This is a genomic window from Pyxidicoccus sp. MSG2, assembly GCF_026626705.1.
In the GTDB taxonomy this organism is placed as follows: Bacteria; Myxococcota; Myxococcia; order Myxococcales; family Myxococcaceae; genus Myxococcus.
The window spans coordinates 4,065,801-4,084,877 of the sequence record NZ_JAPNKC010000001.1 but is presented as its reverse complement, the minus strand read 5'-3'; the positions used below and the strand labels follow the sequence as shown (position 1 = coordinate 4,084,877).

The window sequence follows — 19,077 nt, the reverse complement described above, 5'->3', positions numbered from 1 at the left end:
CCTAGCCCTTGATGAAGGCCAGCAGGTCCTTGTTGATGACGTCCTTGTTGACCGAACACATGCCGTGGCTGAAGCCGGGATAGGTCTTCAGCTTCGCGCCCTTGACCAGGGTGACGGAGAGCCTTCCCCCGCCGTCGATGGGGACGATCTGGTCGTCCTCGCCGTGCAGCACCAGGGTGGGCACGTCGAAGCTCGCGAGGTCGGCGCGGAAGTCCGTCTCGGAGAAGGCCTTGATGCAGTCGTACTCGGCCTTCAGCCCGCCCATCATGCTTTGCATCCAGAAGCTCTCTCGCAGGCCCTCGGAGATCTTCGCGCCCGGGCGGTTGAAGCCGTAGAACGCCAGGCTCAGCTCCTTGAAGTAGGAGGAGCGGTCATTGTGCACGCCGGCGCGGATGCCGTCGAAGACCTCACGGGGCAGGCCATTGGGGTGCCAGTCCGTCTTCAGCATGATGGGCGGCACGGCGCTGATGAGCACGGCCTTGGCGACGCGCGAGGTGCCGTGGCGACCGAGGTAGCGCGTGACTTCGCCGCCGCCCGTCGAGTGGCCGACATGGATGGCCTTCTTCAGGTCGAGCGCGGCGGTGAGCTGGGCGAGGTCATCCGCGTAGGTGTCCATCTCGTGCCCGCCCCACGGCTGTGACGAGCGGCCGTGGCCCCGGCGGTCATGCGCGATGGTGCGATAGCCCTGCTCGGAAAGGAACACCATCTGGTCCTCCCACGCGTCGGCGCTGAGAGGCCAGCCATGGGAGAAGACAATGGGCTGGCCGTCCTTCGGACCCCAGTCCTTGAAGTAGAGCTGCGTGCCGTCCCGGGTGGTGAGGTAGCTGCCGTCGAGCTTGCCAGCGGAAACGGTATGCGGACGCGTCTTGGTATCCATGCGCGCTTCCTTTCGGCGAGGGGGAGTTGAAGCGCCGGGAGGATGCGCGTCGCAATCATGCCCCGCCATCGTACCGGGGGTTGGGGTGCCTCATACGAAGGTTCAGGTTGGCCAGCCCACAGTACAAAAGACGGCGCCGGGTTCCCTCCGCATGATTCCGCTCAGGTCCACCACGGAGCCTGAGAATGACATCCATTTATTCCAGTCGGGACACCGCGCTGATCTTCATCGACCCGTACAACGACTTCCTCGCGGAGGGCGGCAAGATGTGGCCGTTCGTCCAGGAGGTGGCGAAGCGCGTGGGGTTGCTCGACAACCTGCGCGCCGTCACCGCCGCCGTGCGGAAGGCGCGGCTGCGCGTCTTCGTCGCGCCGCACCGGCGCTTCCAGCCCGGGGACTACTCGGACTGGGCCTTCCCCAGCCCGGACCAGCGGGGGGTGATGCGGCTGCGCCCCTTCGAGGCCGGCACCTGGGGCGGCGAGTGGCACCCGGACTTCGCGCCGAAGGAGGGCGACATCGTCATCAAGGAGCACTGGGGCCAGAACAGCTTCGCCAACACGGACCTGCACCTGCTGCTGACCCAGCACGGCATCCGCAAGCTCATCTTCGTCGGCATGATTGCCAATACATGCATCGAGGCCACGGCGCGCTACGCAATGGAGCTCGGCTACCACGTGACGCTCGTCACGGACGCCACCGCCGCCATGAGCGCCGACCGCATGCACGCGGCGCACGCGCTCAACGGCCCCAACTACGCCCACGCCATCACCGACACGGCCGGTCTGCTCGAGGCCCTGTCCGCACTCAACCCCTGAAGGAGAACGCCATGGACATGCCCGCCTCCCCCCATACCGCCGTCAACGTGCCCACCCGCTTCGTGGAGGTGAAGGGCCGCCGCCTCGCCTATCGCGAACTGGGCCAGGGCGTGCCGCTCATCCTGTGCCTGCGGTTTCGTGGCGTCCTCGACTCGTGGGACCCCGCCTTCCTCGATGCGCTGGCGGTCCACCACCGCGTCATCACCTTCGACTATTCCGGCCTGGGCCAGTCCACCGGCACGCCCAGCTACGTGCGCACGCGGATGGCGCAGGACGCCCTCGACCTGGCGGACGCGCTCGGCCTGGAGCGCTTCGTCATCGGTGGCTGGTCGCTGGGCGGCATCGCGGCGCAGGTGATGACGCGCCTGCACCCCGAGCGCGTCATCAAGCTCATCCTGATTGGCACCACCCCGCCGGGGAAGGTGCGCTTCGGACCGAAGCCCATCTTCTTCGAGCGCGCCCTCAAGCCGGTGAACGACCTGGACGACGAGACGGTGCTGTTCTTCCATCCGCCGTCCCGCAGGTCCCGCGCCGCCGCGGTGGCCTCGCACAACCGCATCGCGGCGCGCACCACGGACACCAGCCCGGCGATTCCCATCGACACCGTGATGAAGCTGCTGGCCGAGACGAAGGGCGACGACCTCTTCGTGGACGACAACGGCTACCGGGACTTCCTCATGGCGACGGACATCCCCGTCCTGGTCATCTCCGGCGACCAGGAAATCGTCTTCCCGGTGGAGAACTGGTTCGACGTCACGCCGCGGACGCAGTCGGTGCACCTGATGGTCCTCCCCCAGATGGGACACGGCCCGCAGCACGAGGCACCGGAGGTCTGCGCCGACCTGATGACGAGCTTCATCGCGAACCGCTGACGGGCTCCCGGCCGGCCGCCTGCCCTGGTGGCGGGCGGCCAGCGGGCGAGCGTCCGGGGAGGCGGAGCCGCGAACGGCGGCAGGACACATCTTGGCGGGGTGGAGTCAACGCGGCCGCCCGCCCCTGGCGCGCGGCCCCCGACACGGAGGTCTACCGCATGGCGCTTCTTGGATTCACGCTGCTGGGCGTCGTCATCTTCTACGGGCTCATCCTGGCGGTCATCATCGGCGGCGCCTTCGGCAACAAGCGCGTGAAGGATCTACGCGAGCTCGTCGAGCAGCAGCGGGCGGCGGGCCTGACGGGGGACACCACGATGAACGACCCCCACGCGCTGGACTACGACGACCAGCGCCACGTGCCCGCGTAGGCGCAAGGCTTCAGCGGGGCCGCGGGCTGTAGTAGCGGCGCAGCCAGCGGCTCAGCCCGTCCAGGCCGGGGAAGAGCACGCGCTCGGTGACGTTGGCCTGGTCCAGCTTGTCGCGCACCTCCCACTTCAGGGCGGCGGGGATGATGAGCTTGCGCACGCCCTTCTTCTGGTCCTCGAGGAACTCGTCCAGGCGCAGCGCGGGCCCGTTCATCACCGAGAAGAGCGCGAACTGGTTGACGATGCGCGCGTCCAGCGACGGCGGCTCGAAGAAGAGCACGAAGGGGTGCTTCGTCATCCGGTCGAACGCGCTCAAGTCACCAGCCACCGCGGCCAGCATGTCCGCGGTGAAGACGTCCGCGCCCTCCTGCTGGAGCTGGGCCTTCAGGGGCCTGGGCAGCAGGCGGTTCGTCTCGTGGTAGTCCACGCACCACACCACGCCGTCCTGGCCCGCCAGCTCCGAGTCCTCGGTGAGGAAGTGCAGCGCGACATTCGGACTGAACGTCCAGTCCAACAGTCGCGTGGGCAGCCCGTGGTGCTGGGCCAGCGCCAGCCAGTCCCAGACGGACGTCATCTGCTGCTGCGCCGAGGCGTGCGCGTACTTGCGGAAGGCGCGCAGCAAGTCCCGCTCCTGCCGCACGAACATCCCCTGGCGGTTGAGCGCCGTGGACAAATCGTGCTCCACGTGCGGCATGCCCCGGAAGACGAAGCTGGGGCGGTGCCGTCCCAGGCGCTCGTTCCAGGAGCCCGCGAAGAGCGCGTCCTGCAGCTCCAGCCATGTGCCGACCCGTTGCTCCCGCATGGCGTGCCCGTCCCTCCGCCCGTGTCCTGCATGACGAAACACGGCGTCCCGGTGCGTATATCCCGGCCAGGCGCGAGAGCGGGACTTCCCGCTGCTTCAGGCCGGTCCGTCGTCGTAGAGCGACGCGGAGGCGAGCTGCACGTCGAGGAGGTTCTTCACCGTCGGGGCGAAGCGCATCTGCCCCAGCCGCCGCCGCTGCTCCGGGCGCAGGCGCGCGAGCGTGTTCGCCACCTTGTGCCGGCTGAGCTCCGCGTCGAAGTAGCGGATGAAGGCGGAGGCGTTGAGGGAGAAGAACGACAGCGCGTCCGCGTCGTTGAGCAGCGCGAGGTCCGGGTCGTCTCCGGGGCGCTCGTGCTGCGTCACCAGCTCCTTCACGCGCTGGCAGATGGCCACGTCCGTGCCCACCTCCTTGAGCACCTTGCGCGCCAGCTCCGCGCCGGGGGCGTCCTCGAGGGACTGGGCGTCCTGGGCCCGGTGCTCCACGCGCCGGTCCGCCTCGGACACCAGCCGCTCCACGTCGTGGAAGAGGGCGGCGGCCTGCACCGCGAGGTTCGCGTCCGGGCGCAGCCGCAGCACCCACTGCCACGCGTCCAGCGCGTGCTGGTAGTCCGCGCGCACCAGGGGACGGGCCAGGTCATGCAGCGCGCGGTGGCGCGCCAGCACCCGGTCGAAGAGCGGGGCCGCGGACGCCTCGTTGCGGCGGCCCACGAGGCCCTGGTAGCGGGTGAGGACCTCGAGCGCGGCGAGGACGAGCGCTTCGCCCCGCGCGCCCTCCAGGTGAAGCGCGAGCTGCTCGGAGGCCTCGTCGGCGCCGAAGACGCGCGCGTCCCAGGTGATGGGGTCGAAGTCCAGTGAGCCCCACTCGGACACGTCCAGGCGCAGCACGCGCATGCCCCGGCCGGCGGAGAGCGGGGCCACCACCACCGTGGGGAACTCCGCCTGCACCAGGGCCCAGCCGTTGCCCGCGCAGGGGCCCTCGGTTCCGTAGTCGGACAGCAGCAACTGGCGGAGCATGGCGCCTCCCGTCCGGCGGCGTACCCGAGCCCAAGCCGGTTGCCCGGCAAGCTGGAGCCGCAACACACCCATGCCCACTGTCTCCAGAGACAGGACGAGGTGCGCTGGCGCACAGCGGGGCGGTGGGAGGGGAACTGGAGGACGGAAGCGGGTGCGCGGGTGTCACCCTCGCGGCGTCAGGCCACGCGCGCGGCGTGCGGCGGCGCGCATTCGCAGCGGCCCGGGTGGGTGAGGCGGCTGAGGAGGCGCGACAGCTCGCCGGGGGCGAAGGGCTTGCGCAGCAGGCACACCGCGCCCTCGAAGCCAGGCAGCTCCAGGTCCAGGCCGGTGGTCAGCACGACGGGAAGCTCCGCCAGTTCACGCTGCACGTGCAGCAGCCGGATGAGGTCCCCGCCCTCGATGTCGGGCAGTCTCCAGTCCAGCACCAGCACGTCCACGCAGGGCTCGGCGAAGAAGGCCTTCAGCGCGGCGAAGCCGTTCTCACAGGCGAGGATGCGGTAGCCCTCCAGCTCGAGGGCCTCCGTCATCGTCTCGCGCAGGGCGGCATCATCCTCGGCCAGTACGATGACGGGACGGCGGGGCATTCAAGGGCTCACTTCTCGGAAGGAGGGGCAGGGCTCCGGAGATTCGTCTCCGCCGCTGCGCTAGAACCCCGGCGCTCGCGCGTGCTCGTCCCATGGGAGCGCTCGGGGCCCGGGCCCGTCCCTCCGACTGCCGGGCAGGCTACGGCCTGCCTGCATCCGCGGGCTGATTGAAGGCGTAGGTGTCCGCGCCCGGCGCCCGGTCCTGGCGGAACATGGGGCACTTGGCGCAGGTGAAGCTGTCCCAGTCCTTCTTCACCGCCACGTCGATGCAGCCGCCGTAGAAGCGGCAGTGCACGTTGCGGTGCTCTTCGATGGAGAAGGTCTCGGCGCGTAGCGGAAGACGGAACTCGGTAGGTCGCGGCTGTGGACAGGACATGGTGACTCTCTCGCCCCCCTCGTGGGTGCTGATTCCCGGGATGCTGATTTCCTCTACCGGCTGGTGCGACGCGTCATTCCCGACGCACCCCCGGGCGGTCCGCGCGATATGCGGGCCCTGCCTCATGGGGTCCAGCAGAGAGGGTGGTCCTGTCTAACGTCCCGGGTGCACCTGTGCATGCACGGGGGCGCCGCGCGGTGGGGGCGCGGCGCCTCGCTCGTGGGGCGGACGGGCTCACGCCGTGAGGAGAGCGGGAGGCCGCTCGCTCAGAGCGCCAGCCCCTTCTCGATGTCCGCCAGCTTGAAGCGGGCCATGGCGAGGTTCGCGTTGGCGCGGTGCAGGGCGACGTAGAGGAACAGGCCGTCGCGAGACGCGAGCGGGCGGATGACGTGGTACTGCTCGCCGAGCGTGATGAGGATGTCCTCGATCTTGTCCTTGAGGCCGAGCGCGTTCATCGTCTTCAGCTTGGCGCGCACCACCTCGGTGTTGCCCGCGGCCGCTGCTTCGACGTTGAAGGCGGGGCCGCCGCCGATGGCGCCGAGGCTCATGCCGCTCTTGGCGTCCACCAGGCAGGCCGCGAAGGCTCCATCGATTTTCAGCGACTCTTCCAGGGACTGCTTCACGTTCGGCATGACGGCTCTTTCTTGCTGTGCGTGCGGGGTGGGGTGTTGCGAAACGGGGGACACCAGCTCCTCCAGTCCGAAGGTCAGCTGGCTGGAGTAGGCGCGAGTCTGCGGGACGAAGAGGGCCTGCGCGTCCGGAGTGGCCAGCAGCGTCTCCAGCTGGCCGGCGAGGTGCCCGCGCAGCAGCTCGCGCACGCGCTCGCGCGCCACGAGGCCCCAGGACACGAGCATCTCGCAGAAGTTGCCGCCGCTCTTGCGGCACTCCGTCATCACCTGCTCCAGGTCTTCGCGGCTGACCAGCCGTTGCTCGACGAGCAGCGCCGCGAAGTTGGGCGTGGCGGGCTCGGTGATGACGGCCCAGGCCACCTTCCGCTCCACCACGAAGATGCGCCCGGAGACGGCGGCGGACTTCACCACCACCTCGCCTCCGAGCCGACTCTCCAGGGCCTCGTGGAGCACCGTTCGTACAATCTGCCGGGGCTGGGGTGACACCATTCGGAGAGCAGGATCCATGGTGAGGTCGATGGCGAACCGGGCAGGGAGGCGACCGGCCATGCGGGGCTGCGGGCAAATATATCCAGCCAGCATAAACCCGGGCAATATCGCTGTAATTTTGCGTGTGCGCCTCGACAATCAGGTCTGGTCGAACCCAGGCATGGAGTGAGGGTGACCCGGGTCGGCGTGCGAGAGCGGGAGCGTGCGGGCCCCGCGTTGCACGAGGCCCTGGCCGCGGTGGAGGAGGTGCAGGAGGGGATGTCCCATGTGGCCGGCACGCTGCGGCTGACGGTGCCGCGCATCGCGGTGCCGCTCGTCATCGAGCCGGTGGTGCCGGGGCTGCTGGCCCGCCATCCGGAGTTGTCGGTGGACGTGTCCGTGGACGGCCGCAACGTGGACATCGTCGCGGACGGCTACGACGCCGGCGTGCGCCTGAGCGAGTTCATCGAGAAGGACCTGGTGGGGCCGTGCGGGTGTCCCCACCGGTCCGCTTCATCATGGTGGGCGCTCCCGCGTACCTCGCGCGCAAGGGACGGCCGCGGCGGCCCGGGGATTTGCTGGGGCCTGACTGCATCGGCTTCCGCATGAGCTCCTCGGGACAGCGCTATGTCTGGGAATTGGAGAAGGGCGGGCGCGAGTGCCAGATGGCCGTGCGCGGGCCCTTCGTCACCGACGACGCGGTGCTGATGGTGTCCGCGGCGCGGTGGGGCGCCGGGCTGGCCTAGGTCAACGAGCAGGCCGCGGCGCAGGACCTGAAGGCGGGTACGCTGGAGCAGGTGCTGCCCGACTACGGACCCGTCGTGCCGGGCCTCTTCCTGTACTTCCCCGCGCGGGCCCAGCGCCTGCCCAAGCTGCGCGTCCTGGTGGACGCGATGGCGGCACGGGTGTCACGGAAGCCGGCCCGGGCGGGTGGCGGATAGGGGCAACAGGGCCTGCTCCCGGGCCGGGGGGCAGGCGGGCATGCGGTCGAAGTCTTCACCCGGGGAGAGCTTTCCCCGAAGATGCGGCCGTGCCTACCCCCGCCCGAAGTCCCCACTCCGCTCCCGCCGCTTCCCGCTGGCTGGGAGCCCTGGCCCTGGCCACGCTGCTCGCCCTCACGGGTTGCTCCGCCTTCTCCCGCGCGGTGAAGGAGGGCGACACCGCCAGCCAGCAGCAGAAGTGGGCGGAGGCCGAGGCCGCCTACCTGCGCGCGCTCGCCGCGGACCCCGAGGCGTCCGAGGTGAAGGTGAAGCTGGGCAAGGTGCGCACGGCCTGGAGCGACGTGGTGCTGGAGGAGGCCCGGAGCGTCCACGCCAGCGGTGACCTCGACGGCGCCATGAAGCGACTGGTGCGCGCGCTGGAGCTCAACGCGGAGAACGGGCCCGCGCGCGAGCTGCTGGGCCAGACGCTGGACCAGCGCGTGGCGGTGGGCCAGACGGCGCTGAAGGAGGAGCGGCTGAAGGAGGCGCGCGCCGAGTTCGACGCGGTGCTGGCCGTGGCCCCGGACCACGCGGGCGCGAAGCGGGGCGTGGACGGCGTGCAGGTGGCGTGGGCGAAGCGCTGGTTCGGCACCGGCGACACCCTGGAGAAGGCGGGCAAGCTGGGCAACGCGCTGGTGGCGTACGTGCGCGCGGACCAGGAGCGCGTGGGCGCCACCGCCGCTCGCGAGCGGGCCGAGGCGGTGCGGCAGAAGCTGCGCGACGAGGTGGCCTTCCTCGTGGTGGCCGCGCCCGTGGAGGACCGCGCCGGAGCGCCGGACGTGGTGCAGCGCCTGTCGGCCGGCCGGCTGGCGACGATGCTGCCCACGCAGCTCCCCCTGCGCGTGGTGACGGAAGCCCCCGAGGGCCGCGAGGGCGTGCGGTTGGATTTGTCGCTGGAGCGCGTGCTGCCGCTGAAGGTGACGGAGGACTCGCAGCGCACGCAGCGCTACCTCGCGGGCAACCGCTCCGTGCCCAACCCGCGCCGCGCGGGCTTCGAGGGCAAGCTGCTCCAGTCCGAGCGCACCCTGGAGGAGACCGACCGCAAGCAGGCGGCGGCGCTGCGCGAGTACCTGCGCATGCAGGCCGAGCTGCTCACCGTGCGCGAGGGCGCCGAGCGCTGCCGGGACCGCGAGCGCCGCGAGTGCCGCGAGGCCCTGCAGGAGTGCGGCGAGGCGGCCCGCGAGGCGAAGGAGCCGGGACAGCTCCCGGGCGACTGCAACCCCGCCCGCTGCGCCAGCGGCGTGTGCGCGCAGGAGGAGCAACTGCTCGTGCAGAAGGCCACCGCGGTGAAGGAGAAGGAGAAGGCGCTGGAGGCGGCGCTGGACAAGTCGGAGACGCAGCGCATCGACGTGCAGCGCAACCGCGACACCGCCTTCCGCGAGCCCGTCACCGTGGAGGAGCCCATGTACTCGGACTTCGTCTACGACGTGCAGTTGCACCGGCTCACCGTCACCGCCTCCGTCACCGCGGTGATGAAGGACCTCATCAAGGACGCGGGCGTGGTGGCCCCCCAGACGCAGGACTACGCGGTGGCGCACGAGGACGTGGCGCACAAGGGCTATGACCGCTACGGCGTGCTCGCGGACCCGGTGCAGCTGCGCAACGAGCTGGAGCTGCGCGTGGAGGTGGGCGACAAGGCCGTGGCCGACGTGGCCCGCCGGGTGAAGGAGCGCTTCGACACCTACCGCGGCAAGCGCGTGGAGGACGCGCGCCGGGGCATGGTGCGCCCGGGCGCCGAGGACGTGGTGGAGACGGCCGTGCGGGCGCTGCTGCTCACCGCGGACGCGCCCCCGCCGGACATCCTCCAGCCGCTCGGCCGCGCGCGCGGTCTCAACCGCCCCGAGGCCCTCCTCGGCCTGTAGCGCGTGAAGCCCCGCCCCCGTCGCCCGTCACACGGGCGTCCCAGGGGCGAGGCCGGTGCGTGCTCGCAATCACAGACGGTGCCTCCCGTAGCCCCTCTTGAAGGGGCTTCCACGGGGACACCGCCATGCGACTCGACTTCAACTACCTGCTCCACGAGAGCGACCTGAACCTCGCCGCCGCGCTGTTCATCTTCGTCGCCTTCATCATCCTCACCCTGCTCGCCATCATCCCGACCTGACCGGGGTGTGTGACGTCAAACCCGTTGCTGCTGTAACGGGATTGTCCGGATGCGGGCCCCCGTTGCTTCTCGTGAGGCTCAGTCCGCGCTGGCGCTCACCTCGGGGCGCAGGGTGCGCAGCGTGTCCAGGCGGCGGCGCCGCGCTCCGGCGATGGCCAGGTGCCAGCCGGCCGCGGCCACGCCCACGACGAGACAGCCGAGCCACAGCGAGGTGGCGCCGAAGCGGCCCAGCACCTGTCCGCCCACCGCGGGCGCGGCACAGGCGGCCAGCCCCCAGAGCATGTGGTAGGCGCCCTGGTAGCTGCCGCGCAGCTCGGCCGGAGCGAGGTCCGCCACCACGGTGGAGGCCACCGGAGCCTGGGCAATCTCTCCCAGCGTCCACACCACCACGGCGAGAATGGCCAGCCCCATGTTGGCCGAGAGCGTGTGCAGCCCGAAGCCCACGCCGGTGAGCACCCCGGCCAGGGCCAGCGCATGGGCCCGGCGCATGCGGCCCACCCGCCGGCCCGTGAAGGGCTGCAGCACGACGATGAGGACGCCGTTGACGGCGAGCACCGAGCCGAACTGCGCCGGCGTCAGCCCCTTCTGGCCCAGGTCCAGCGGCAGCGCCACCTGTCCCTGGAAGAAGATGAGGGCCACCGCGAAGATGGGCAGGCCGAAGGCGAGGAAGGTGGGGTCCTTGAAGGGCGCGAGCAGCGAGCTGTGCGCGGCGGTGCCTGCCGCGGTGGCCTGGCGTGGGGGACGCGTCTCCGGGAGGAACAGCCAGACGCAGCAGCCGTAGACGAAGGTGGTGATGGCGTCGGCGATGAAGAGCGCCACGTAGCCGAAGCGGGTCATCAGCCCGGCCAGCGGGAGGGAGATGGAGAAGCCCAGGTTGATGACCCAGTAGAAGAGGCTGTAGGCGCGGGCCCTGTCCAGGGGCGGCACCACGTCCGCGATGGCGGCGGACACCGCGGGCCGGTACAGCTCTCCGAGGACGCCGAGCGTGAAGGCGGCCACGGCAATCCATTGGGGCTCGCGGGCGAAGCCGAGGAAGAGCATGCCGCCCGAGCCCAGCCAGAGGCCGGCGGCCAGCGTGAAGCGGCGGCCCACCTTGTCCGCGAGCGTGCCGCCCAGCGGCCCGGCGAGCACCGTGCCCGCTCCGTACAGCGAGACGACGAGGCCCGCCTGCGCCACGGAGTAGCCGCGCTCGCGCGTGAGGTAGAGGGCGAGGAAGGGCACCACGAAGCTGCCCAGTCGGTTGACGAGCGTGCCCGTCCACAGCACCCAGTACGTGCGGGGCAGCCCGCCGGCCATCTCCCGTATCGCCTCGCGCAGCGCGCCGGTCATGGCCGCGGCTCTGGAAGGGCGGGGAAGGGGGCCGGACGGGGTGGTGTGCGGTGGGGTTGCATGAAGGGGTCGGAGCATGGGGCAGCGGGGCTGTCGCTCCAAGTCGCCGGGAGTGGCGGTGACGCCCGCACCTGGGGCGACGGTGCGGGAGCCCTCCACCTGACAGGGTGGCTGGCCATTGCGCCACCTCCGGGACTGGCCGCCTGCAAGGGAAGGCGCCAGGAGGCGGGTGTGGCGCGGAGGCCTGCCGCCACATGGCACATGAGCAGGTGCCCGCCCGGGGGGACCGCTTCCCGGGCGGGGGCCCTTGTCATCCTCCGCGCTCCCTGCATGTACGCGCCCCGGATGCAGCGCTTGCACGATGACGGGCGAGGGGCGAAGCAGCGGCTGCACGAGTGTGCAAGAACTGCATCCGCCCCCCCCGGTGTCAGTTGTTGCCGGGGATGAACCCGAGGGACCCGGCGTTCGTCCACGAGGAGCCTGGCTGCACCGTCGCCGTGATGAAGTTCCCATTCACGTCGCGCCACAGGAGCAACTCCGTGTCCGAGAAGCCCATGCTCAGCTGCGAGACGAAGCCTTCCAGCGCCTCCTCGGGGGCATTCACATGGAGGGTGTCCAGCCTCCCGTGGGGCAGAGGAGCACAGGCGTCCTCCGGGAAGGCGGTGCTCGTGGTGTTGAGGAGGTAGTGAAGTCCGCTCTGGGTCTGGCTCACGCAGCGATAGAGACCCCTGAGGTTGAACCGGGTCTGCAGCGCCGGCGAGAGCTTCCGGGAGAGGATGGCCCCCTCGAACCGGGTGAAGTGATAGGGCTGGCCCGGGTCGATTCCGGCCTTCAGGCTCACGGTGCCGGGCGAGGGGAAGGCCGAGGGTACGTCGTACTTCGTCGTGGTGATGGAGGCCGCCGGGGCATTGACCTTGGTGAACCGGTAGAGGCCCGTGTCGAGGAAGCGCGAGAAGGAGAAGAACCGCGCTCCATGCGCCTCCAGCTCCGCTTCCGTGTAGTCCTCGCACGGCTTGCCCGCCATGTCCGGCTTGGAGGCACCCTGGAAGGCCTTGGGGTCGAAGCAGGTGCCGGCGACGGGGAGGCTGGACCAGCGCTTCTTGCTCAGGCACACCGCGCCGAAGCCCAGGCGGAGCTTCTCGATGGTGTCGCAGGCCGAGTTCGCGACGGGCCTCTCGAGCAACCTGCAGTCCGCCCAGGCGGCCTCGAAGGCGAGGTCATTGTCGGGCTCCGCGAGGGTGGTGACGATGGGGGCGTCGCCTGGCGCGGGGGAATTCGGTGCGCCGAGGGGCACGTACTTCGTGTCGTAGAAGGCGATGGGCGTGCCATCCAGCGTGTTGCTCTGGCCCACGCCGCAGTAGTCCGCGGTGGCCATGCGCAGGCACGCCTGGTGGAAGCTCTGTGCCTCGGTCTTGTTCCCTGACAGCTGCTTCATGGCGACGGTGTCACCGACGAGGAACTGCCCGGTCAGCGACTGGCCCATGTGCTCCCAGGGCGGGTAGCCCCAGTCGATGCACTTGGCGATGACGCCGCCCCCCGTGAACTCGCAGCTCCCCTGCGCGACGGGCCTGGGGACACAGGCGAAGGTGAAGGTGTTCTCCACCGGGGTAGGGGGACGGACCGTCCACGCCTCGGGAGGCACGCCCGGCGCCCACATCAGGGGCACGGCCAGCGCGCCGCTTCCGTCGGGGCACAGCTTCGAGGAGCGGCTGCCGCGGGACACCGTCACGTCGTATTCCCAGGTCGTGTCCTGCAGCCACACGCTCGGTGGCGTGCAGTCCTGGTAGATGCTCTCGTGGGTGTGGACGGAGTTGACCTTGAAGGTCCAGTCGCCATCCACCGATGTGAAGGTGGCTCCGGCGAAGTCCGTCGGAACGCAGGCCTGGGCCTTGAAGCCGCCCTTTTCCAGGGTGACGGACTGGCAGCCCGGTGGCGGCGTGGTGGGTTCGAGCCGGATGTTGACGTGCGCGTCCTCCACGGCGCCGGTGCCGTGGAGGCGGGTGCCCTGGTCGCTCTGCGGAGGGGGATCGGCCCTGGCCATGGAGGCAGACAGCCCTCCCATGATGACCGCCCACGCCCCCAACGCGGGTCTGATGAATCGTCGCATGGATGTTCTCTCCTTGCAGTTGCCATCCAGACACTGCGGCCTCACGCCAAAGCAGGAACCCTGCCAACGGGCGCGGACGTCAGGGCGGGGGAGCGGGGGCGCAGAGGCGCAGGCCCGTCCATGGACTGCGCAGGCGCGGCTCGCCGTCTCCATGGTTGAGGCTGCGGGCCGTGAAGATGTCTTGATAGAAGCCGCCCCCGCCGTAGATGGGCAGGTCGGCGGAGGTCGCCGAGCGCATCCATTCCCAGACGTTGCCCGTGAAGTCCGCCGCCCCGAAGGGACTGTCGGACTCGGGGTGCGAGCCGACCTCGTCGGGGCCGAAGGCGAGGGACTTGCGGCCGTAGGTCGCGTCGAAGTTGGCGTCATCCGGCTCGAGCCGGTCTCCGTGTGGATAGTTGCGGCCATCCGCTCCGCGCGCGGCGCGCTCCCACTCGCGCTCGTCGCAGAGACGGGCTCCGCGCACACGGCCCGTCGAGTCCAGCCAGGCGACGTAGGCGCGGGCGTCCTCCCACGAGATTCCGGAGACGGGGAAGCGGAGCCAGTCCTGGACGATGCGGCGCTCCCGCTCGCGGTAGTGCACGGGCTCGCCTTCCCGGGCGCGGTAGCTGTTGCCCGGCCGCTCCAGGCGGAACTCCCAGCGGCCGTCGGCTCCTTCCGCGACGTCGATGCTCCCGAAGTAGTTGCTCGCATGGGGACGGCGCTCGGCGCGCTCCGCGGGCGGCAGCGTGCGCAGGAAGGCGAGGTACTCCGCGTGGGTGACCTCGGTGCGTCCGACGAGGTAGCCCTCTGTCGCGAGGGTGTGGAGGGGCTGGGCCCGCACCAGGTTGCGGCGGATGGTCTCCTCGTCCGCGCTGCCGTAGAGGAAGCGCCCCGGGGGCACGTACACGAAGCCCTCGGGGACGGCGGCGGGCAGCGCGAGGCGGGCCGCGTGGTGCTCCTCGCGCTCCAGCAGCACCGGGTAGAGGACGGGCGGGCGGCCGGGCAGGTGGAACGTCAGGCGGTAGGAGCCCGGTGGCAGCGGGGCGCCCCGCAGCGGTGTCGTGCCGAGCGGCTCGGGATGGGACCAGCGCTGCCTGCCTCCCTCTTGCAGCACGCGCTCGACGCGCACCGTGGCGCCGGTGGGGGTGGTCTCCAGGTCCAGCCGTGCCGGCGCCTGGAGGCGGCGTTGGACTTCTCCGGTGTCGTCGACGCTGGCGAGGCGCTGGAGCAATTCGGCATGCAGCGCGGGGCGGCGCAGGTGCTCGGCGAGCTCGATTCGCTCGAAGAGCACCGCGGCGAAGCGGCGGCGCACGTCCGCGTGGCCGAAGTCCCTCCGGAGCGCGGTGTCCAGCGCCGTGCTCGCCTCGCCATGGGCGCGCTCCACCGTGCCGAGGGACGCCAGCGCGTCCGCCCAGGTGGCCTCGCCTTCCTGCTTGCGGCCCGTGTCGTAGGCCGCGAAGGCCTGGCGCCGCAGCGTCTCCGCGCGCGTCTGCTCCGCGTGGGCGAGCGCCATCGCCCGCTCGGCCACCGCCACGGACTGGGCGATGTCCCGCTCCCGTGCGCGCAGTTCCTGGAGCTGGAGGCCCCCGTACACGGCGGCCGCGACGAGGGGCAGCGACAGCACCGCGGCAACGCGTGCGATGCGCCGCCGGATGCCCTGCCGGCGCGACTCCCGGAGGAACGCGCGCTCCGCATCTCCCAGCGCCTCCGTGGGCAGGCGCGCGGCTTCCGCGAGCTGGGGGCCGCGCCACAGCAGGTCCTCCGCGCGCCCCAGCCGCTGCCACTCCGCGCGGGCCCGCTCGAGCCGCTGGTGCAGCACGCGCTGCTCCACGTCTCCCGCGAGCCAGCCGCGCAGCGTGTCCCAGCGCACCAGCAGCGCCTCGTGCGCCAGCGCGTAGGTGCCCGCGCCCGCCTCCTCGCCCGCGGCCTCCCGGGCCACCACCAGCCGGCCTCGCACCAGGGCCTCCAGGGCCGCGCGGGCAGGGCGCTCCTCGCGGCCCGCGTCGCCCAGCAGCTCCGCCCGCGTGCGCCGCTCGCGCGTCCCCTCCGCCGTCACCAGCCGGAGCAGCAGGCGCCGCGCGGCACCCCGCTCCACCGGGAGCAGGGTGGACAGCACGCCGTCGGCATGGCGGGCCAGCGCGCCGTCGACTCCGCCCAGGGCCCGCAGCGCCGCCGCCGGAATCACGTGGCGCTCACGTTCTCTGCGCTCCCACAGCTCCGCCAGGGCGAACTGGAGCAGCGGCAGTCCACCGTCGCCGCCACCGGCCTTCACCAGCGTTTCAACCAGCTCCTCCGACTCGAAGGTGAAGCCCTGGCCGCGCGCGGGCGCGACGACAGCCTCCCTCAGTCCCTCCGGCGTGGGCCGCTGCAGGAGGTACAGCCCACCGCCCGAGAGCACCTCCCCCAGGCCGGGCAGAGAGGCCAGCCGCGCGAGGAAGTCGCCGCGCGCCGTGGCCAGCACCCGCAGCTTCGGCCCGCCCGCCGTGAGCGACTCCAGCGCGACGGCGAAGCGCTCCGCGTCCTCGTGCGGGGCGAGGGTGAGCAGCTCCTCCAGTTGGTCCACGAGCACGAGCACGCCTCGCGTGTCACTGCCCGCGCGCACCCGGCGCCCCAGCTCCGCCGGTGCCTCGCGCAGCTCGGACAGCAGCGCGCTCTCGTCTCCTCCCGTGAGTGGAGCCAGCGCCGCCGCGAGCGCCGCGAGCGGGTGCCGCCCCGGGAGCAGCTCGCACGTCGTCCACGTGCCCGGGCCCAGGGCGCCCTCGGCCACGCGGGGCAGGACGCCCGCGCGGCACAGTGAGGACTTCCCCACGCCGGAGTCACCCGCCACCAGCACCAGCGGCTCGGCGCGCAGCCGGTCCAGCAGCGCGCGGATGTCGGCGGCGCGGCCGGAGAAGGTGGCGCGGTTGCGGGCGCTGAAGGGGTGGAGGCCGGGGTAGGGCGGCTCGTTGGAGGGCGCCGCGTCACCGGTGCTCTCGCGCAGCGCCTCGAGCGCCTCGCGGAGCGCATCGCCCGAGGCGAAGCGCGCGGACGGCTCGCGTGACAGGCAGCGGTCGATGATGGCGGCGAAGGCCGGGTCCACCTGGGGCGCCACCTGCGCGAGCGGACGGTACGGCCCCTGGAGCACCGCCTCGCGCAGGGCCTGGACCGAGTCCGCCCGGTACGGTGGGGTGCCGGTGCACAGCTCGTAGAGCATCACCCCGAAGGAGTAGACGTCACCGCGCGGGGAGGCGGCGGCGCCGCGCCACGTCTCCGGTGCGATGTAGCTCGGCGTGCCCACCAGCCCCGTCCTGGCGGCGACTGCTGGTGGCATGGGCGGTGCTCCGGCGGGCGGCGGAGGCGTGCCGGTCCGCACGAGGTCCGCGGTGCTCGCGTCCCGGTCCCCTGAGTCGGGAAGCCGGAGCGGGGACTCCACGTCCGGGGCGCCCGGTGGCTCGGACAGTCCCGCCGCCGCGTCGACGAGCTTCGCCACCCCGAAGTCGAGCAGCTTGATTTCGCCGTCCTCCGCCAGCATGGCGTTGGCGGGCTTGAGGTCGCGGTGCACGACACCGCGCCGGTGCGCCGCGGCGAGCCCCCGCGCCAGGCCGATGCCGAGCGTGAGCACGCGCGTCCACGGCAGCGGGAGCGTGAGCCGGTCGAGGCTCTGCCCCCGCACGAACTCGGAGACGAGATAGGGACGGCGCAGCACCTCGCCCACGCGGTAGATGCCCACCACGTTGGGGTGCTGCACCCGGGCGATGGCGCGTGCCTCGTTGCGGAAGCGCTCGCGCTGGCCTTCCTGGGGCGCCAGTCCCGCGATGAACTTCACCGCGACCAGCCGGTCCAGCAGGGTGTCCCGCGCCAGGAAGACCTCGCCCATGGCCCCCCGGCCCAGCGGCTCCAGGAGGTGGTACTCCTCGAAGTCGGTGGGCGGCTGCCACGTGGAGGTGGGGGCCCTGGCGGTCATGTCTCGGGTCGGGTCCAGCGAGACAGTCCATACTGCTTGTACTTGAGCGCGAAGGTCCGCAGCGGCATGCCGATGAGCCGCGCCGCGTGCTTCTGCACGCCGCCCGTCGCCTCCAGTGCCTCCAGCATCCGCTGCCGCTCCACCTCCCGGAGCTCCTCGGCGATGGGACGGAAGGTGCGTGGCGCCTCGGGCGCCTTCGGTGGGGAGGGCGGCTCGGCGTCGTCAGGCTCCTGTCGCTGGAGGGCGTCCGGCAGGTGCGAGGGCTCCAGCACGGGGCCGTCCGCCATGGCCGCGGCGCGCTCCATGACGCCCTTGAGCACGCGCACGTTGCCCTCCCAGTGGTACGCGCATAGCAGCTCCATGGCGGCGGCGGAGATGTCGAGCGGCGGCCGGCCTTCGCGGGCGCAGGCCTCTTCCAGGAAGGCGCGCGCCAATAGCGGCACCTCGCGCGGCCGGCTGCGCAGGGGACGCAGCAGCACCACGGCGGTGGAGAGGCGGAAGAACAGGTCCTCGCGGAAGCGCCCGGCCTTCACCGCGTCGGCGAGGCTCTGGTGGGTGGCGGCGACGATGCGCACGTCCACGGGCCGCTCGCGCGTGTCCCCCAGCCGGGTGATGCGCTTCTGGTCCAGCGCGCGCAGCAGCTTGGCCTGCACCGGGAGGGACAGCTCGGCCACCTCGTCGAGGAAGAGGGTGCCTCCGCTGGCCTGCTCGAACAGACCGGCCTGGGACGTCGCCGCGCCGGAGAAGGCGCCGCGCTCGTGGCCGAACAGTGTGCTCTCCGCCAGGGCTTCGACGAGGGTCGCGCAGTTGACCGCGAGGAACGGACCGCTCGCGCGCTTGGACCAGTGGTGCACCGCCCAGGCCGCGTTCTCCTTGCCGGAGCCCGTCTCGCCGTGGATGAGGACGGCAATCGAGCTGGAGGCCAGCCGCCGGAGCTGCTCGTAGATGCGCACCATGGCGGCGTCCGCCACGATGACCGAGCGCTCTCCCAGCTCCAGCCGGTAGAGGTTGGGGCCGCTCACGCCCACGCCCCCGGTGGGCGCCGCGAGCGCCGCGGCCCGCGCGGCGGAGAGGAGCGCGTCCGCGTCCATCCCATCCCGGGGGGCCGTCGCCAGTCCCGCGCGGGCTCCGGGGACGAGCGGCAGGAGCGCCTCGACGAGGTGCCGGGCGGAGTCCTCCACTTCGTCCCGCGTCAGCTCTGGCAGGAGGATGACGAGCTGACCGGGGCCCTGCTGCCCGACGACGTCCATCCGCCGCAGGCCGCCTCCGCTCGCGGCGCGGACGAGCTCGGCGAGGGAGGCCGTGAAGGGGCCGAGCTCCAGCGCGACGACGCCCACGCTGCGCTCGTAGCGCACCACGCGCTCCAGCTCGTCGGCGAGCCGGGACTGCAAGGCATTGGCGTCCAGCAGGGGAGGGGTGGCGCGGGGGCGGGCCTCGCAGTTGAGGACGAGGGTGACGTCCCCCAGCTCCACCACGTCGCCGTTGCGCAGGGGCTGCGCGCCTTCCACCCGGACGCCGTTGACCTTGACGCCGTTGTGGCTGTCCAGGTCCGCGATGCGCGCCACGCCGTCCGTCACGCTCACCCGCGCATGGTGGCGGCTCACCGAGGCGTCCTGCACGCGGAGGTCCGCCGTGCTGCCACGGCCAATCAGGATTTCTCCCTCGCGCGGCAGGGGACAGAGCGAGCTCGAGTCCCCTTCGAAGACCAGCAGGTAGAGCCGCTCCGCCGCCTCCTTCTCCGGAGGCGAGTCGGGTTGATGGGCATCCAGGGTCTCTTTGGCGTCCGGAGTCGACATGTCCGCTCGTGGGAGTCTGGCACAGTCGACAGGGCCGCCG

At 71.7% G+C, this 19,077-nt stretch carries 17 protein-coding genes; 7 read left to right on the top strand and 10 right to left on the bottom strand.

What is annotated here, in order from left to right:
* Position 1: 1 nt before the first annotated feature.
* Positions 2–877 carry an alpha/beta fold hydrolase gene (locus OV427_RS15455; protein ID WP_267856876.1) on the bottom strand — a complete coding sequence of 292 codons (876 nt, stop codon included), beginning with the start codon at positions 875–877 and terminating at the stop codon, positions 2–4.
* A 185-nt stretch (positions 878–1,062) separates the two neighbouring features.
* Between OV427_RS15455 and OV427_RS15450 the strand changes: the two genes are divergently transcribed.
* The 3 genes from OV427_RS15450 to OV427_RS15440 all read left to right on the top strand — a co-directional run bounded on the left by OV427_RS15450 (position 1,063) and on the right by OV427_RS15440 (position 2,932).
* On the top strand, positions 1,063–1,692 hold the full coding sequence (locus OV427_RS15450) for a cysteine hydrolase (RefSeq protein ID WP_267856875.1): 630 nt from the start codon (positions 1,063–1,065) through the stop codon (positions 1,690–1,692).
* 11 nt (positions 1,693–1,703) lie between these two features.
* Positions 1,704–2,564 carry an alpha/beta fold hydrolase gene (locus OV427_RS15445; protein WP_267856874.1) on the top strand — a complete coding sequence of 287 codons (861 nt, stop codon included), beginning with the start codon at positions 1,704–1,706 and terminating at the stop codon, positions 2,562–2,564.
* A gap of 158 nt (positions 2,565–2,722) precedes the next feature.
* On the top strand, positions 2,723–2,932 hold the full coding sequence (locus OV427_RS15440; RefSeq protein WP_267856873.1) for a hypothetical protein: 210 nt from the start codon (positions 2,723–2,725) through the stop codon (positions 2,930–2,932).
* Between the two features lie 10 nt (positions 2,933–2,942).
* On the opposite strand, the gene OV427_RS15435 is transcribed toward OV427_RS15440, so the two are convergent.
* From OV427_RS15435 to OV427_RS15415, 5 genes are all read right to left on the bottom strand, one after another.
* The gene (locus OV427_RS15435; protein ID WP_267856872.1) at positions 2,943–3,731 is read right to left on the bottom strand and encodes an FRG domain-containing protein; all 789 of its coding nucleotides are present in this window, start codon (positions 3,729–3,731) and stop codon (positions 2,943–2,945) included.
* A gap of 96 nt (positions 3,732–3,827) precedes the next feature.
* Positions 3,828–4,745, bottom strand: a complete 918-nt coding sequence (locus OV427_RS15430) for a DUF4202 family protein (RefSeq protein ID WP_267856871.1) — start codon at positions 4,743–4,745, stop codon at positions 3,828–3,830.
* A gap of 176 nt (positions 4,746–4,921) precedes the next feature.
* The gene (locus OV427_RS15425; protein WP_267856870.1) at positions 4,922–5,329 is read right to left on the bottom strand and encodes a response regulator transcription factor; all 408 of its coding nucleotides are present in this window, start codon (positions 5,327–5,329) and stop codon (positions 4,922–4,924) included.
* A gap of 139 nt (positions 5,330–5,468) precedes the next feature.
* Positions 5,469–5,705 (bottom strand): hypothetical protein, encoded by a 237-nt coding sequence (locus OV427_RS15420; protein WP_267856869.1) that lies wholly within the window; start codon positions 5,703–5,705, stop codon positions 5,469–5,471.
* Positions 5,706–5,971: 266 nt separating this feature from the next.
* A complete protein-coding gene (locus tag OV427_RS15415) occupies positions 5,972–6,823 on the bottom strand; it encodes a hypothetical protein (protein ID WP_267856868.1) in 852 nt (283 codons plus the stop codon).
* A 171-nt stretch (positions 6,824–6,994) separates the two neighbouring features.
* Here OV427_RS15415 and OV427_RS15410 point away from each other — a divergent pair, with 171 nt between their 5' ends.
* From OV427_RS15410 to traC, 4 genes are all read left to right on the top strand, one after another.
* A complete protein-coding gene (locus tag OV427_RS15410) occupies positions 6,995–7,411 on the top strand; it encodes a LysR substrate-binding domain-containing protein (RefSeq protein ID WP_267856867.1) in 417 nt (138 codons plus the stop codon).
* The gene (locus OV427_RS15405; protein WP_267856866.1) at positions 7,408–7,548 is read left to right on the top strand and encodes a hypothetical protein; all 141 of its coding nucleotides are present in this window, start codon (positions 7,408–7,410) and stop codon (positions 7,546–7,548) included. The genes OV427_RS15410 and OV427_RS15405 overlap by 4 nt, the downstream gene beginning before the upstream one ends.
* Before the next feature lie 51 nt (positions 7,549–7,599).
* The gene (locus tag OV427_RS15400) at positions 7,600–7,743 is read left to right on the top strand and encodes a hypothetical protein (protein ID WP_267856865.1); all 144 of its coding nucleotides are present in this window, start codon (positions 7,600–7,602) and stop codon (positions 7,741–7,743) included.
* An 89-nt stretch (positions 7,744–7,832) separates the two neighbouring features.
* Positions 7,833–9,644: an outer membrane exchange accessory lipoprotein TraC gene (traC, locus tag OV427_RS15395; RefSeq protein WP_267856864.1), complete on the top strand. Its 1,812-nt coding sequence runs from the start codon at positions 7,833–7,835 to the stop codon at positions 9,642–9,644.
* A gap of 317 nt (positions 9,645–9,961) precedes the next feature.
* On the opposite strand, the gene OV427_RS15390 is transcribed toward traC, so the two are convergent.
* The 4 genes from OV427_RS15390 to OV427_RS15375 form a co-directional block, all read right to left on the bottom strand.
* The gene (locus OV427_RS15390; RefSeq protein ID WP_267856863.1) at positions 9,962–11,212 is read right to left on the bottom strand and encodes an MDR family MFS transporter; all 1,251 of its coding nucleotides are present in this window, start codon (positions 11,210–11,212) and stop codon (positions 9,962–9,964) included.
* Positions 11,213–11,639: 427 nt separating this feature from the next.
* On the bottom strand, positions 11,640–13,319 hold the full coding sequence (locus tag OV427_RS15385; protein ID WP_267856862.1) for an ADYC domain-containing protein: 1,680 nt from the start codon (positions 13,317–13,319) through the stop codon (positions 11,640–11,642).
* A 79-nt stretch (positions 13,320–13,398) separates the two neighbouring features.
* Positions 13,399–17,241 carry a protein kinase domain-containing protein gene (locus OV427_RS15380; RefSeq protein WP_267856861.1) on the bottom strand — a complete coding sequence of 1,281 codons (3,843 nt, stop codon included), beginning with the start codon at positions 17,239–17,241 and terminating at the stop codon, positions 13,399–13,401.
* Positions 17,238–19,037, bottom strand: a complete 1,800-nt coding sequence (locus OV427_RS15375) for a sigma 54-interacting transcriptional regulator (protein WP_267856860.1) — start codon at positions 19,035–19,037, stop codon at positions 17,238–17,240. Before OV427_RS15375 ends, OV427_RS15380 begins: the two co-directional genes overlap by 4 nt.
* Positions 19,038–19,077 lie beyond the last annotated feature (40 nt).